Source organism: Gilliamella sp. Pra-s60, from assembly GCF_009795755.1.
Taxonomy (GTDB): domain Bacteria; phylum Pseudomonadota; class Gammaproteobacteria; order Enterobacterales; family Orbaceae; genus Gilliamella.
Genome location: NZ_WTFA01000001.1, coordinates 64,662 through 80,282 on the forward strand (window position 1 = coordinate 64,662; position 15,621 = coordinate 80,282).

A 15,621-nucleotide genomic window follows, 5' to 3' on the forward strand; every position below is an offset into this window, starting at 1 on the left:
CGGAAGGGGGTTACGGTGCTTGAGAGGATAATATAACAAAGAATAAAGCCCCCGCGTAAGTTGGGGCGTTTTCCCTTAGGGTTGCGCCGTTGTGGCAAAGCCACAGTAGCGCCGCCCCCCGCCGCCGACGCTGAAAGTGTCGATAGCAGTTTTAGTGGATTACGCTGTGGGGGGTAAATTCTTGGTCTATTTGTAGTACGGCAAGGTTTCGGACGTTTTGACCTTTGGTGAACAAAATAGCTACAGTGACAACGTCCGAGCAAAGGGAATTAAAGCGAATTCCCTTTGCAAACCCACGCTTTGGCTACAGAATGTGGCCTTCGGCTGCCCCGCCGCCGACGCTCGGTCTTAACGCACCGTTTGTGGTGCGCTTGACAAATTTGTCTGGAACAAATTTGAACACCTGAGCACAGCGAAGGTGGCCTTGTAGAGGCGAGTTAAGACCAATTGCACTTCATAGTGTAATCTAAAATATCATTGTTATAGCTTCATTATACATAAAAATTATAGCGTTACCGCTAGTATCCTATAATCTAGGGATTAGATAGAATGATTGAAGAAAAGATATAATTGGATAAATATCTTAAAAATTATGTATTTGCTAAATTAGCAAAAACTGTTATATATTGTTAAGGTATATTATACTGAATTATTTATAATGAGTTTTTTACATAATTCCCCGTTAATAAGGTTTATTATTTAAATATATAATGAAAAAGTTACTGAAGATAATATCTGTTACAATTATACTTTTATCAAAAACAAAATATGCTGCTGCTGTATCTACAGTTCATTTAACTGTTACTAACTTTTCTCGTTCTCGTAATGAACCGTTCTCCCTTACTGCTTTTATTGCCACAATTATTTTTATGGTTTCTTTGTATTGCTTATTTTATTTCTGGGCAAAGTTTAAATTGAAAGCTTTAGAAAAAGAAAAGCAAGAAGAAGAACGTAAACGTAGGGCTAAATATGCAGCAGCTAGAAAAATGAAGCGGGAAGCGGAAAAAGCGAAAAAAGCCCAAGAGAAACTTGAAGATAAAAAGAGTACTTCTAAAAAGATAAAAAAAGATAAAAAAGATCCTTAATCAAGCTATAGCGTTTATTTGTTATCATGTTTGTGAATATAAATTTATTTTACTGAACTTTATGTTGATTGTTATTTAATGTTAAATTTTAGAAAATATTTCGTTATACTGATTAAAGTAGCAAAATATAATTAGATAACTTATTAATATTTAATGATAAAAAATTAAATAAATAACATTATATATTCTAAGTTATTTTTTATAAATTAACTATGTTGCTCTATGCTGTATAGCTGTTAAAAGTGGTTAATATTACAACATTATATTTTATTGCGTAATTTAATATTTCGCTTTATATTATTGCGAATAATCTTATTCTAGCTTTACACTAATCATTTATAAATATAATTTATGCAAAAAAAACGTCTTTCTTTGATTGTAGCTATTATTATCGTTATGGTTATAGTTATTATCTATTTTGCTAATCAACCTAGTACCATTATATTACAGGGTGAAGTTGAATCTAACCGTGTTGATGTCGCCGCTAGAGTACAAGGTCGAGTGATTCAATTTAATTATGATGTTGGGGATGATGTTAAAAAGGGGGATACGCTTCTTACTCTTTCAAGTCCTGCATTATTAGCTCAGCTTGCAACCGCTGAAGCACAATTAAATGTGGCAATAGCAAGTCGCGATACGACGTATAGTACTAGGCCAGAAACAATTGATGTGCAAAAGGCTCAATTAGATAAAGCAAAATCGGATTTAGCTTTAGCTCAAGCTAGTTATGACCGAATTAATCGTTTAGTCAAAAATGGAACGGTTTCAAAGCAAAACTATGATGAATCGTTTAATCAATATCAAGCAGCTGTCAAGGCTTATGAAGCAGCTAAAGCTAATCTGACATTGGCTGAAAATGGTAGTAGCATAGAACAGAAGAAATTAGCTGATACTCAAGTAGAACAATCAAAAGCTGCTTTAGCGCAAGTAAAAGCAGATGTTAATGAATTAACTTTGGTTGCTCCTATTAGTGGTCAAATTACGACTCGAGTTGCTGAAACAGGGCAGTTGTATAGCCCAGGAACTCCTCTTTATTCTATTATTGATTTAAACGATATTTGGTTTACTTTCAATATTCGCGAAGATTTATTAGGAAATATTCAAGTCGGCGATAAGTTTCAGGTAAAAGTTCCTGCATTAAATAATCAAGTTATTGATGTTAAAGTTACGGTATTAAATGCTTTAGGTCAATATGCTAATTGGCAGGCGACTAAGGCAACCGGTGACTTTGATCTAAAAACCTTTGAAATGCGTGCAAAACCAATCAATAAAGTGGCAGGTCTACGTCCAGGAATGAGTGTTACCACAAAATGGCAACCTCATTAACATAATTAATCTGGTCATCTTACGCAAAAGGACGGCATTCATGTCTAGTTCGCTATTACAAGTGATTAGATGGGAACTGAGTAAATTAGTGAAACAACGATTTTTGTTTTTACTAGTTTTTATCTACCCTTTATTATTTATTTTTTTATTTCTTTATATGTACCATGCCGGTGTTATTACTCAGGTACCTATTGCTGTTGTTGATCAAGACACAACTAAATCATCACGTTTATTAATTCAACAGGTAGCTGCTTCTCCACAATTACAGGTGGCTAAACGTTATCAAGATCTTTCCTCTGCTAAACATGCTTTGATTAAAGGGGATGTTTATGCAGTACTTTTTATTCAGCCTCAGTTTGAAAAGGATCTTATAGCTGGACGCCAACCTGAAGTAGTCGCTTTTTATAATAATCAATATATGTCTGCTGGCACCATTATTTTTCGGGCCATGAGCACAGCATTAAAAACAGCTAATAGTCAAATTGTATTGCAAGGATTATTAGAAAATGGAGTTGCTTTACCTGTTGCACAAAGTCAAATGCAAACGGTTCCAACTAATTTACATCCATTATTTAACCCAACATTAAATTACCTATATACATTAATGAGTGGTTTAATCCCTACCATTTTGCAGATTATTATTATGATAGCAATGGTTACTAGTATCACTCGAGATCGCTTTGACGGAACAAGCTATCAAAAAACATTACAATTAGCTAATTACAACATTTTTACTTTTTTAGTAGGGCGCATTACTCCTTATTTTAGTTATTTTTTATTTTGCCTAATTTTATTTGATAGCGTTTTAATCGCCTATTTTAACTTACCACTGAATGGATATTTGATGTTGCTTATATTCGGTGATATATGTTTTATCTTGACGTCATGTTTATATGGGATTTTTTTTGGGTTAACTGGTTCAACATTAGCGCAGGCATATGGTACTGCAAGTTTAGTTGCATCGCCTAGTTTTGGTTTTACAGGACTTATTTTCCCTCGTATTGCCATGAATACTTTTGCTTATGTTTGGGGGGCTTTATTACCCGTGACATGGTATATACAGATTCGCCTTGATCAAACACTCAGGGCACCAAATATGATGACTTCATTAGAACCATTTATTTATTTACTGATTCAATTCAGTATTGTATCAATGCTTATTATGCTTCATTTACGAAAAATTCGTAGGCGGTTAATATGATTAAATCTTTACTATTAATTTCCTATGATGAATTAAAGCGAATATTTCAAACCAAAGCGATACTTAGTGTTATGTTTTTGGGAATATTTATCTATTTCTTTTTTTATCCTCAACCTTATTTACATGAAGCGATACGTGATGTTCCTATCGCTGTTATTGACCAAGATAATACTAATTATAGCCGAGAGCTAGTTAGGCAGATTGATGCAAATAAATCTATTGAAACAGATTTGCACATTACAGATTTACAGACAGCTAAAAAACTGATTGAAGAGCGTAAAATATATGGTGTAGTATTGATACCTTATCGTTTTCAGCAACATATTTTAGCGGGGAAAACGAGTACTGTTTTATATTATGGCGATGCTAGTTATATTTTGATTTATAGTAATGTGGCAACGGCTATTAATACTGTAGCTAGTAATTTTGGTGCTAAAATTTCGATTTCACGCAAAATAGCTCAAGGCGTTGATCCTGCTGTTGCAACAAGTAATGTTTCGCCTTTTAGCACTCAGCTGATTAGTTTATTTAACCCGCAATCTGGTTATGCAACTTATATTATTCCAGCTGCCTTTATTTTGATTTTATATCAAACATTACTTATTGGTAGCATATTATGTCGTTTATTCAGCAAAAATTCTGATTTTGAAACAACATTTATTAATAAACAAAGTAATGCTACATCTTCAGCGCTATTGCTACTTTCAGGTAAATTGTTCACTTATTTAGTACTTTATTTGATCTATTTTATTATCTATACCGTATTTGCTAATTATTGGTATAACTTGCCACGCTTAGGTAATATCTTCGTTTCCTTGTCGTTTATTATTCCTTTTATTTTTTCTACGGCGTTATTAGGTAAAGTGGTATCACATTTTGTTCATACAGTTAGTGATGTTTTTTGTTTAATTATACCGTCAAGTATGATTATATTTTTTGTTACTGGACTATCTTGGCCAAAAGAATTGATGCCTTCGTTGTTCCAGTTAATTGATTATATATTTCCAGCAGTACCCGCTATTGTTGGTTCTGTAAAAATTAATCAAATGGGTGCAAGCTTTTCTGAGTTTAGTCAGCAATATTGGCATTTGTGGGTATTGACGATTATCTATTTTATTATCGCCTTTATTTTAGAAAAACGTTATATCAAGAAGACGTTTGTTATGGATGTTAATAAAAATAATTAATAATTGCTGTTAAAAAGTAATTCTTTTTTTATCTGACTAAAAATAATTATCAGTTTAGTATTAAAAATACTTTTAACTAAAGTGTGATTAGGAAGTTTTATAAACTGATGAGTATTTCATTTAATATAGTGCAAGGGACATTAGACGAACTTGATGATATATCATTACTTTTTTCTGAATATTGAGAATTTTATGGTATTAAAAGTTGTTATTCTGAATCAAAGAGATTCATTAGAGAAAGATTGATCAACAATGATTCAATAATTTTTCTTGCTTACGATAATAAAATAGCATGTGGTTTTACACAGCTATATTTTTCTTATTCTTCTTTATCCATATCACCAACTATAATTTTAAATGATTTATATATTATAAAAAGTTGCAGAAGGCATAATGTTGCAACTCAATTAATGGAAAAAGTAAAAAATTTTGCAAGTAATTCTGGATATAGTGGCATTTTATTATGTACATCAGTCGAAAATTACAAAGCAAGAGCTTTGTATGAAAAATTAAATTATAAAATTGATGAATAGTTTGTTTATTATTTTTTAAAACTACATGAAGAATAATATAAAATTTCATTTGAGCAGGACTAATTAAGCATAGTCTTTAATGGCTATGTAGGGGGGATTAGTTTTTGTGTTGTACATTTTTTTATTTATTTTTTGGTAAAGGTTTAGTGTTTAAATTTATGATACATAGTTATAAGTATAAAAATTTTGCGTTGTTCTTGAAGGATAAATGGTAACACTATATCATAGCCAATCTTAAAGGCTTTATTCTCTAAAATAACAAATAATTGAGTCCTCATGTTAATTAATGCTAAAACTATTCTTGATAAATTAAACCCACATAATAAAGTAAATTACGATTCCGTTTTAAAAGAGGTGATTACTGATTGGCAATCGACAGCTGTTCGCCCCAAACTGTTGATTCATAGTTGCTGTGCTCCTTGTAGTACATATGTTTTAGAGTATTTAGCACAATATGCTGATATTACGATCTATTTTGCTAATTCTAATATTCATCCTCGTGTTGAATATGAATATCGTAGCGTGGTGCAACAAAAGTTTATTACTGATTTTAATCAAAAAACAGGCAATAACGTTCAGTTTTTAGAAGCTCCTTATCAGCCTGCTGAGTTTATTAAGCAAGTTGAACATTTACGAGATGCTCCAGAAGGGGGAGAACGGTGCCATCTCTGTTATAAAATGCGTTTAGATTTGGCTGCTATTAAAGCGCAAGAGTTAGGTTTTGACTATTTTGCCAGTGCATTAACATTAAGTCCTAAAAAAAACAGCCAAAAAATTAATGAACTAGGATTAGAAATTCAAGAAATTTTTTCGGTCAATTATCTGCCTTCTGATTTTAAAAAAAATAATGGCTATAAACGTTCTATCGAGCTTTGTAAAGAGTATGATGTTTATCGGCAGTGTTATTGTGGCTGTATTTTTGCCGCTAAAGCACAAGGTGTTGATTTAAAAAATGTGATAAAAATAGCTAAACAAGGATTAGCTAAAGAAATTTAAATAAGGATTTCCTGTGTTATCAATTTATCAATTAAAGCCGAAGTTTCAAGCACGACTACGTCCTTATGTTGATCGTCTTTATAAGGCTAATATTACAGCTAATCAAGTAACCTTGATTGCCTGTTTGGGATCTGTCATGATTGCTTTTATTGTTGGAATATTGGCATCATATCAATGGATTTTTTATCTTATTCCAATATGGATGTTTATCCGTATGGCACTCAATGCTATTGATGGTATGCTTGCAAGGGAATATCATCAAAAATCAAATTTAGGTGCTTATTTAAATGAAATTTGTGATGTAATTTCTGACAGTGTGCTATTGGTCACTTTTACACAACTTCAAGAAGTAAATAACAATTTAGTTATTTTTTTGATTTTACTATCCATTTTAACGGAATATAGTGGCATTTTAGGTGTCATGATTGGAGCATCAAGGAGATATGATGGACCAATGGGTAAAAGTGATCGAGCTTTTGTCTTTGGGGTGATAAGTTTAGGTATTGCAACTTATTTATTACCTTTAATGTGGATTAATACGTTATTCTGGATCATCAGCTTTTTACTTATTTATACTGTCATTAACCGAGTTCGAAAAGGCATGCAAGAAACGCAAAAATAACGAGGAAAAATTATGCGTCAACAGCAACAAAAAAGTTTTATTAGCCATGATGGTTGTCGGTTGTTTTATCGCTATTGGCCTGCTACTGATAATAATAAAGGTCTTTCTAAAGCAATTGTTCTTTTTCATCGAGGGCATGAACATTCTGGGCGCATGGCTCACTTGGCTGACGAACTAGAACTACCTGATTATCAAATATTTGCTTGGGATGCTAGAGGAAATGGTCTATCGGAGGGTGATCGTGGTGATGCTCTCAATTTTGCAACGTTAATTAGAGATGCAAACTGTTTTATTGAACATATTAAACAAACTTATTCGCTTTGTTATGAAGATATTGCCATTATTGCCCAAAGTGTTGGGGCTGTCATTGCCTCGGCATGGGTACATGACTATGTGCCCAATATTCGTGCTTTGGTATTAGCTTCACCGGCCTTTAGTGTAAAATTATATGTACCATTAGCCATATCTGGTTTGAAATTGCTGTATAATTTAAAAGGTAATTTTTTCGTTAACAGCTATGTTAAACCTAAATTGTTGACGCACGACGTTGAACGTGCTGAATCATTTACTCAAGACCCATTGATTACTCGACCAATATCTGTTCGATTACTCCTTGATTTATATGAAGTGTCTGATCGTATTGTTAAAGATGCCAATGCCATTAATATTCCAACGCAATTATTAGTTTCAGGCTCGGATTATGTAGTAAAACGTAAACCGCAAAAACAATTTTATGACAATTTAGGTTCTGAACAAAAAGAGTTTCATGTGTTGCCTGGCTTTTATCATGATACTTTTGGTGAAAAAGAGCGAAAATTTGCAATCGATCGTGCAAGGCGATTTATTCTAGGATCTTTTGCCAATGAACCTAAAATTCAGTCATTTACTAATGCCGATATGCTTGGTTACACAAGACAAGAAGCAGATAATTTATCCTTACCGCCATCAGGTTGGATTAGACCTTTATATTGGAAATTTATTAAAGCTAGTTTAGCATACGCTAGCCGACTTTCGGATGGGATAAAATTGGGCACGACAATAGGGTTTGACTCGGGAGGCTCATTGGATTATGTCTATCGTAATGAACCGTCTGGTACCTCAAAACTAGGGCGTTTTTTAGATTATGTTTACTTACAATCTATCGGATGGAGAGGTATCCGTCAACGAAAGACACACCTTGAAGAACTATTAAAACTCGCTATCAATCAACTTCACGAACAAAATAAGCCTGTCGATATTGTTGATATTGCCGCAGGGCATGGTCGTTATATTTTAGAAACGATTAACCAACTCGCTAATAAACCCAATTCGGTACTATTACGAGATTATAGTGATATTAACATACAAGATGGCCAAGCATTAATAGAGGAAAAAGGATTAACTGATATAGCCCGTTTTGAAAAAGGTGATGCTTTTAATCGTGAACAGCTAGCACAATTATCACCACAACCAACATTAGCTGTTGTTTCTGGCTTATATGAATTATTTAGTGATAACCAGTTACTGCGTGCATCTTTGTCAGGTTTAGCTGATTCAATCGCTGAAGGTGGTTATTTAATTTATACTAATCAACCTTGGCACCCACAACTTGAATTTATAGCAAGAGCATTAACATCACATAGAGATGGACAACCTTGGATTATGCGCAGACGTACCCAACTTGAAATGGATCAACTTGTCGCAGACGCTGGGTTTAAAAAGATCACTATGCGTATTGATCAGTGGGGGATTTTTACCGTATCACTGGCTCAACGAATTAAATAATAAAGAATGTATGAGTTAAAATATTGCTTTAATAAGCTAACTGCTTATAAATTAGCATGGTTAGTTGGTTTAACCGTTTTCTTTTTTACTAGCTATAATTTTGCTAATGAACTTACAGCGATGCGAAGTGATGTAGGCAGTTTAGTTTTTGAATGGGAACACTCAATACCTTTATGGCCTTGGACTATCATACCTTATTGGTCAATAGATCTTATGTATGGATTAGCCATTTTATTAGCTGGTTCTTATTCAACTCTTAAAAAGCTTGGTTTTAGACTTTTTTCTGCTCAGATTATTTGTATTTTTTGTTTTTTAATCTTTCCACTTAAATTTAGTTTTGAACGCCCACCATTAGACGGTTTTTCTGGAGTATTGTTTGATGTTTTAATGGGATTTGATAAGCCATTTAATCAAGCACCTTCATTACACATCACATTACTTATCATTTTATGGCAGTTTTATGTTAATTATTTACATACCAAGCTTGCTCGTTATATTTTGCATGTTTGGTGTCTCTTAATAGGCGTGTCAGTATTAACAACTTGGCAACACCATTTTTTTGATATTCCAACTGGATTATGGGTTGGCTGTTTTTGTATTTGGTTATGGCCAGATAACAACTTATCGCCATTAAAAAATAGACAACTAGCCAAACACTATGTTTGGGCTAGTATCTATTTTATATTATTTTTGTTATTTCTGAGTTTAGCAATCTACTTTAATGGATGGTGGCTTTGGTTGCTTTGGCTTTCTGCTTCCTTATTTTTGGTTTGTGTCAATTACTTATTTGTTGGTGCAATAGGATTTCAAAAGCAGACTAACGGACATTTTAATCTTGCCACTACGATTTTATATTTACCTTATTTTATAATCATGTGGATCAATTCACGATTATGGACATTTAAAAATGAATCAGCCGATTTAATTTATGATAATGTTTATTTAGGACGGATACCCTCTAACAATACATTACGAAAATATTCTTGTTTCTCGATTGTTGATCTGTGTGCTGAATTACCTATAGGATGTGTTTCTGGTAATTATTGCTCAATTCCAGTGTTAGATATGACACCACTAACTATTGAACAATGTCAGCAAGCCTCTAAAATGATTGAGCAGTATCATAAACAAGGAAATGTACTCGTTTGTTGTGCATTAGGTTATTCGCGTAGTGCAACAGCAGTAATTGCTTGGCTATTACTAACAAAAAGGGCTTCTAACCTTGATGATGCTATTACGAAAGTCAAGTCAAACCGTCATTCAGTCGTTATTACAACTAAACAACGTTTAATTTTATCAGATCTATTTTTACAAATACAAAAAGGAAACCTATGCTAGGTTATAACAAAACAAAATCACCTAAAATTATAAATCAAACTACACTGGTGATATTTTGTAGCTTATTGGAAATGAGTAAACAATTTTATATTTTTTCATTAGCTATAACGATAATAACATTATGTTTTGGATTGATAGCAAGTTGGTGGATAGGTTCATTGTTATGCGTTATTGGTTGTCTTATCTGCTTGTTGATGGGGTTAATTAGCAAATATTATGCCCTACGTATTGAATTTGATAAAAAGCTGTTTGATTATTTAGCCACTAATGTTGATCAGTTACCAAATAAATTAATGGAATTAGATGAGGCATTACAGCAATTAAATTTAATTAACACCAATCAATTCCCTACAAGATCGATTATTGAACGCCAAAAAGGAACAATAAAATTATTAAAAAAACAAATTTTTTGGTTTATTTTACAAATACTACTATTAGTTGGAATATTAATCAGTGGAATGATTCGTTTTGGTTAAATAGTTAACTTTATAATTGATTTAAGTTTATTATACTGCAAATGTAATTAAGGGGAAAACAATGTCTGATTATCAACGTGATACTTTATTATTGTTTGTGGGTATAGGTGTATTACTCATTATTGCATCAATAATAGGCTTACAACTAAAAAAACGTATGAAAAGCCCAAATAGTGTCATTGATAATTTAAATACTCGCATTAATTCATGGTGGGTAATGGTAGTAATCATTGGCATTGCATTTTTATTAGGTAAATTGGCGGTTATTTTTCTATTTTTCCTAGCATCATGTATTGCCCTGAGAGAATTTCTTACCTTAACTTCAGCTAATGGTTATGATAATTATGCTTTAATGTTTTCTTATTTTATTGCTTTGCCTTTACAATATATTTTAGTGGCTGTATCTTGGTACGGACTATTTAGTATTTTTATTCCTGTTTATGGTTTTTTGTTATTAGCTATTTTGGCAGCAATCACAGGCTCAACGCATAATTTTCTAGAAAGAACAGCTGAAGTTCAATGGGGATTAATGATTACTGTTTATAGTATCTCTTGCGTGCCAGCATTATTAGCATTAAACATTGAACATTACCAAGATCGTAATTTACTTTTGATTGCTTTTTTAGTCTTGGTTGTCGAACTTTCAGATGTCTTACAATATGTTTTTGGTAAATTATTTGGTAAACATCCTATTAGCCCAAATTTATCACCATCAAAAACCATTGAAGGTTTTATTGGGGGAGTGTTATCGGCAAGTTTAATTGGTGCTTGTTTATTTTGGATAACACCTTTTACTTTTATTCAATCGGGTTTGATTTCGTTGATGATTACTCTACTTGGATTTTTTGGAGGACTTGTCATGTCAGCAATAAAACGAGATAGAGGTATCAAAGATTGGGGAAAAATTATTGGTGGGCATGGTGGTGTGCTTGATCGTTTGGACTCTATCTGTTTTGCTGCACCAATTTTTTTTCATATTGTGCGATATTATTGGACATAACTTGTCTAAAATGCCAGTAATTAAAAGTATTGTATAAAAATCATAACTAAAAAAGAGAAAAATTATTTAATTTATGATATAAATAGAGTCATTGTATTAACGTTAAGATATAAATAAGGACTTTATTATGTTAAAAGAAGAAATGGTAGTAAAAAATTCAACTGGTCTTCATGCTCGCCCTGTTACGGCACTAGTTAAATTAGCTGGTCGTTATAAATCATCAATTGAACTTGTTTATAATGGTAAAGCAATCAAATTAAAAAGCATGATGGGTTTACTTGGTGCTGGCGTTAAAGGTGGTTCAACTGTTGAAATCATCTGTGATGGTGAAGACGAGCAAGCAGCAATGGACGAAATTCGTGAATTATTTGCTACTGGTTTTGGTGAGTAATTGCAACCTTAGTTTAGCTAATAATTATTTTTTAGATTTGATTCCGTCGACTTATGTCGACGGAATTGTTTTTTGAAAGGCGTAACTAGATACTTTTAAGTAGACCTAATTTAAAAAGATTAAATTAATCTTTAATTATTGAATTCAATTCGTTATGATCAATAGACGGCAACATTTTGGTAAAACCTTTAGTTAGATAAATTAAATAAATAAACCCAATTGCTAACCAAACCAAACCAACAATCATTGCAGTCGCATCAAGGCTTGTCCACAACCACAATGAAAGCAAAACGCCAATTGCAGGTAATAGTCCATACTTAAATAGCATTGATGCTGTTTTTGCATTATTACCACCAAGGTAGCTTTTGATCACACATAAATTGACAAAAGTAAAAGCTACTAATGCGCCAAAGCTTATCATTGAAACCACTAAACTAAGATCTAATACTAATGACAACAATGAAAAACAGGCAACAAAAATAATCGATAAATAAGGCGTTCTAAAACGTGGATGAATTTTATAAAAAATCTGTTTAGGTAGCACCCCTTCACGTCCCATTGCATAGAAAATCCGTGACACGCTAGTTTGCGCAGTCATTGCCGATGCAAAAACTCCCGTTAAGTAGGCTGCTTGGAAGAAATTATACATAAAATCACCGCCTAATTGGCTGATTTTACCAACTTGACGAACCACTTCTAAACTTGCAGTATCTTTGTTATCAGTAAAATCAGTCCACATTGGGTAAGCTAAGTGAGCACAATAAGAAACCACTAAAAAAATACAACCCGCAATTAACACAGTCCATATAATGGCTTTTGGTAGTGATTTTTGTGCATCATTAGACTCTTCGGCTAGGGTTGCAATAGCATCAAAGCCCAAAAAAGCAAGACACAATATTGCTGCTCCTGACATTAAACCACTAAAATCGCTGGCATTAACTTGCAATGGTTTCATCATTGCTTCAGGAGTTAAATCCACATTAGTTAAACTCAAAAATATAAATAACCCGATAAAAACCATTTGTACAATGATTAAGGTAAAGTTTACTGAATTAATCAGTTTTATACCAAGGTAATTTAAAAAGCTAACACTAATAAGCGAACCCAATACAAAAACATAAGCAGGAATGCTTGGAAATGCTTCATTAAGATAAATACCTAAAACCAAATAATTTAATATTGGCAAAAATAGGTAATCAAGGATTTGTGCCCAGCCCACCAAAAAACCAACTTTTCCACCAAAAGTACGTTGTACATAAGAATAAGCAGAACCTGCAATAGGTAGCTTATTTGCCATACGACAATAGCTTAATGCAGTGAAAAAAATCATAGCAAGGGTGATGATATAGGCTATAGGTAAGTGTCCATTACTGGCAACAGTGACTTCCCCATAAGTGGTAAAGATCCCTAAAGGAACCATATAAGCTAAACCAAATGCAATTAATGCAGGTGTGGTTAAAACTCGTTTCATTTTTATTGCGGACATGACTTACTTTGCTCCTCTGTCCCAAAAAACAATAAAAAACTACTAAGTATAGTTTTGCCTTTTTACCCGCTTAAAGCGGCAGGGAATTCTGACATATTATGATAATTATGCAAGTTAATTTTTAGTAAAATAGTACTAAAACGGGCGAATTATAAACTTTAAAATGTATTACTTGGTATTTCAGGGCGATTTAATTTAAATGAGATACTTAAAACATGATAAGTTTTAATTTTCATATTTGTGATCCAAATCTATTATTTTCTAAACAAAATAAATGTCAGCATAAATAAATTTTTGTATATTGAACATACAAAGCAAAATAAAATTAATTTATTTTGGATAGTTATCATTAATTAAAGAGAGTCTATTTATGCAGTCAATTCCTGTTTTATCGGTTGATTTGACTAGTGATGTTACTAATCAAAAATCTTCCGTTATTAATTTAATGGCTAAAGCTAGCCAAGTTTATTTAACAAATGTTAAAAGTTTTTTTGATGATGTGATGGCTCATGAGCAGGAAATGGAAACAGATATGTTACCAGATATTGCTTTGCCTCATGCCAAAAGTACAGCAGTTAATTCGCCATTTATTGTTGTCGGTAAATATATTGATGGCATAGTTTGGAATAATGATAATAAAGTCAAATTAGTAATTTTAATTGGTGCGCCAGAGCATGCTAATAAAGAACATCTATCTATTATTGCTAAATTAGCATCAAATTTAGCTGATGATGATTTTATTCAGGATTTACTTAACAGCGATATTCAATTTGTAGCTAATAAAATCAGAGGATTATATGAGTAAAAAAAAGATTGTTGCGATTTGTGCATGTACAGCTGGCATGGCGCATACTTATATTGCCAAACAAAAAATTGAAAATGAAGCCAAAAAACGTGGCTGGGATTATAAGGTTGAAACACAAGGTGCTGCTGGAATTGATAATCCATTAACCGAGCAAGATCTTAAAACTGCGGATGTTATTGTATTAGCTACCGATATTTCAATCGAAAATGCTGATAGACTGGAACCTTATAAAAATATCATTAAAGTTAGTACTGGTGAAGCTGTAAAAAATACCGTTACAATTTTTAATAATGCGGATCAAATATCAACCAAAGAGGTTAAAGATAGTATAGGTAAAGAAATATTTAGAGCGTTAAATACAGGTATCAGTAAATTTTTACCAGTCATCATCGCATCAGGAATACTTTTTTCAATTGTGTTAATGACAGGCGATGTTACTAATGGCGATATCTTACCAAGTAATCAATTTTTTGTCGATTTAAAACAGGTTGCACTATATGGTTTTGCCATGATGGTACCCGTACTAGCAGCCTATATGGCTTATTCCATTGGGGGGAATGCAGCTTTAGCGCCTGCATTTATTATGGGATATGTAGTGAATAATCCAATTGGTGCTAATCAAGTCAGCACTGGTTTTATTGGTGCAATGATATTTGGTATCTTAATTGGTTATTTTGTTAAATGGTTTAAAACGGTTAAAGTTCATCCTGTGATAGAGTCGATTATGCCAGTAATGATTATTCCAACAGTAACTTTATTGGTTATGGCTCCCATTTATATTTATGGCTTATCTTATCCTCTTGTTTGGTTTGTTAAAGCTATGGTGGCTACTTTAAAAGGTATGTCTGAGGTAAATGCAGCATTTCTAGGTATTGGCATTGGTATATTGGCCGCGTTAGATATGGGTGGACCATGTAGCAAGGCTGCCACAGCATTTACATTAGCGGCAATGGCGGAAGGCGTTTATGGCCCAAATGGTGTGTTTCGTATGTGCTGTGCTATTCCACCATTAGGATTAGCGGTGTCATCATTGATAGTATCAAGATCTAAATATACCAAAGAAGAAAAAAAATTTGGTATTACAGCGTTCTTTTTATCACTAGCAGGAATAACAGAAGGTGCTATTCCGTTTGCTGCCAAAGACCCTAAACGAGTTATCATTGCAATTGTGGTTGGTACGGCGATAGCAGGTATGCTAGGTATGCTAAATGGTATAGATTCGCTTGTTGCATTTGGTGGTTTAGTGGCATTAGGTGGAGTCACTAAAGGTGCAATGTGGTATGTCATTGACATGTTTATAGGTGCGCTTATTATCGCAGCTATTTTACATTTCACTAAAAAAACAGCTGTTGAGAGCGAAGTAAATACGGAAGTTGAATGATAACAGGTAATTACACTGGCAGTAACTGCC

The 15,621-nt window shown here is 33.0% G+C and carries 15 protein-coding genes; 14 read left to right on the forward strand and 1 reads right to left on the reverse strand.

The features are described from left to right. Positions 1 to 710: 710 nt before the first annotated feature. From GQ596_RS00295 to GQ596_RS00350, 12 genes are all read left to right on the forward strand, one after another. On the forward strand, positions 711 to 1,085 hold the full coding sequence (locus GQ596_RS00295; protein WP_160399698.1) for a hypothetical protein: 375 nt from the start codon (positions 711 to 713) through the stop codon (positions 1,083 to 1,085). A 351-nt stretch (positions 1,086 to 1,436) separates the two neighbouring features. Beyond that, positions 1,437 to 2,411 carry an HlyD family secretion protein gene (locus tag GQ596_RS00300; RefSeq protein WP_160399699.1) on the forward strand — a complete coding sequence of 325 codons (975 nt, stop codon included), beginning with the start codon at positions 1,437 to 1,439 and terminating at the stop codon, positions 2,409 to 2,411. Positions 2,412 to 2,451: 40 nt separating this feature from the next. Next, positions 2,452 to 3,612 carry an ABC transporter permease gene (locus tag GQ596_RS00305; RefSeq protein ID WP_160399700.1) on the forward strand — a complete coding sequence of 387 codons (1,161 nt, stop codon included), beginning with the start codon at positions 2,452 to 2,454 and terminating at the stop codon, positions 3,610 to 3,612. Continuing rightward, a complete protein-coding gene (locus GQ596_RS00310; protein WP_160399701.1) occupies positions 3,609 to 4,799 on the forward strand; it encodes an ABC transporter permease in 1,191 nt (396 codons plus the stop codon). Before GQ596_RS00305 ends, GQ596_RS00310 begins: the two co-directional genes overlap by 4 nt. A 242-nt stretch (positions 4,800 to 5,041) precedes the next feature. Beyond that, positions 5,042 to 5,332, forward strand: a complete 291-nt coding sequence (locus tag GQ596_RS00315; protein WP_160399702.1) for a GNAT family N-acetyltransferase — start codon at positions 5,042 to 5,044, stop codon at positions 5,330 to 5,332. Positions 5,333 to 5,608: 276 nt separating this feature from the next. Continuing rightward, positions 5,609 to 6,328 (forward strand): epoxyqueuosine reductase QueH, encoded by a 720-nt coding sequence (locus GQ596_RS00320; RefSeq protein ID WP_160399703.1) that lies wholly within the window; start codon positions 5,609 to 5,611, stop codon positions 6,326 to 6,328. Positions 6,329 to 6,341: 13 nt separating this feature from the next. Further along, positions 6,342 to 6,950, forward strand: coding sequence for a CDP-alcohol phosphatidyltransferase family protein (locus tag GQ596_RS00325; RefSeq protein ID WP_160399704.1), 609 nt, complete (start codon positions 6,342 to 6,344; stop codon positions 6,948 to 6,950). A 12-nt stretch (positions 6,951 to 6,962) separates the two neighbouring features. Further along, positions 6,963 to 8,714: a bifunctional alpha/beta hydrolase/class I SAM-dependent methyltransferase gene (locus GQ596_RS00330; RefSeq protein WP_160399705.1), complete on the forward strand. Its 1,752-nt coding sequence runs from the start codon at positions 6,963 to 6,965 to the stop codon at positions 8,712 to 8,714. A 6-nt stretch (positions 8,715 to 8,720) separates the two neighbouring features. Continuing rightward, on the forward strand, positions 8,721 to 10,052 hold the full coding sequence (locus GQ596_RS00335; protein WP_160399706.1) for a phosphatase PAP2/dual specificity phosphatase family protein: 1,332 nt from the start codon (positions 8,721 to 8,723) through the stop codon (positions 10,050 to 10,052). 71 nt (positions 10,053 to 10,123) lie between these two features. Further along, positions 10,124 to 10,528, forward strand: a complete 405-nt coding sequence (locus GQ596_RS00340) for a hypothetical protein (protein ID WP_160399707.1) — start codon at positions 10,124 to 10,126, stop codon at positions 10,526 to 10,528. Between the two features lie 61 nt (positions 10,529 to 10,589). Further along, positions 10,590 to 11,528 (forward strand): phosphatidate cytidylyltransferase, encoded by a 939-nt coding sequence (locus tag GQ596_RS00345; RefSeq protein ID WP_160399708.1) that lies wholly within the window; start codon positions 10,590 to 10,592, stop codon positions 11,526 to 11,528. Positions 11,529 to 11,655: 127 nt separating this feature from the next. Then, the gene (locus GQ596_RS00350) at positions 11,656 to 11,919 is read left to right on the forward strand and encodes an HPr family phosphocarrier protein (RefSeq protein ID WP_160399709.1); all 264 of its coding nucleotides are present in this window, start codon (positions 11,656 to 11,658) and stop codon (positions 11,917 to 11,919) included. 124 nt (positions 11,920 to 12,043) lie between these two features. On the opposite strand, the gene GQ596_RS00355 is transcribed toward GQ596_RS00350, so the two are convergent. Continuing rightward, complete coding sequence (locus GQ596_RS00355) at positions 12,044 to 13,405, reverse strand: APC family permease (RefSeq protein WP_160399710.1); 1,362 nt, start codon at positions 13,403 to 13,405, stop codon at positions 12,044 to 12,046. 370 nt (positions 13,406 to 13,775) lie between these two features. On the opposite strand from GQ596_RS00355, the gene GQ596_RS00360 reads away from it, so the two are divergent. Next, positions 13,776 to 14,210, forward strand: a complete 435-nt coding sequence (locus tag GQ596_RS00360) for a PTS sugar transporter subunit IIA (protein WP_160399711.1) — start codon at positions 13,776 to 13,778, stop codon at positions 14,208 to 14,210. Continuing rightward, positions 14,203 to 15,591, forward strand: a complete 1,389-nt coding sequence (locus GQ596_RS00365) for a PTS fructose transporter subunit IIC (protein WP_160399712.1) — start codon at positions 14,203 to 14,205, stop codon at positions 15,589 to 15,591. The genes GQ596_RS00360 and GQ596_RS00365 overlap by 8 nt, the downstream gene beginning before the upstream one ends. The last annotated feature ends 30 nt before the right edge of the window (positions 15,592 to 15,621 follow it).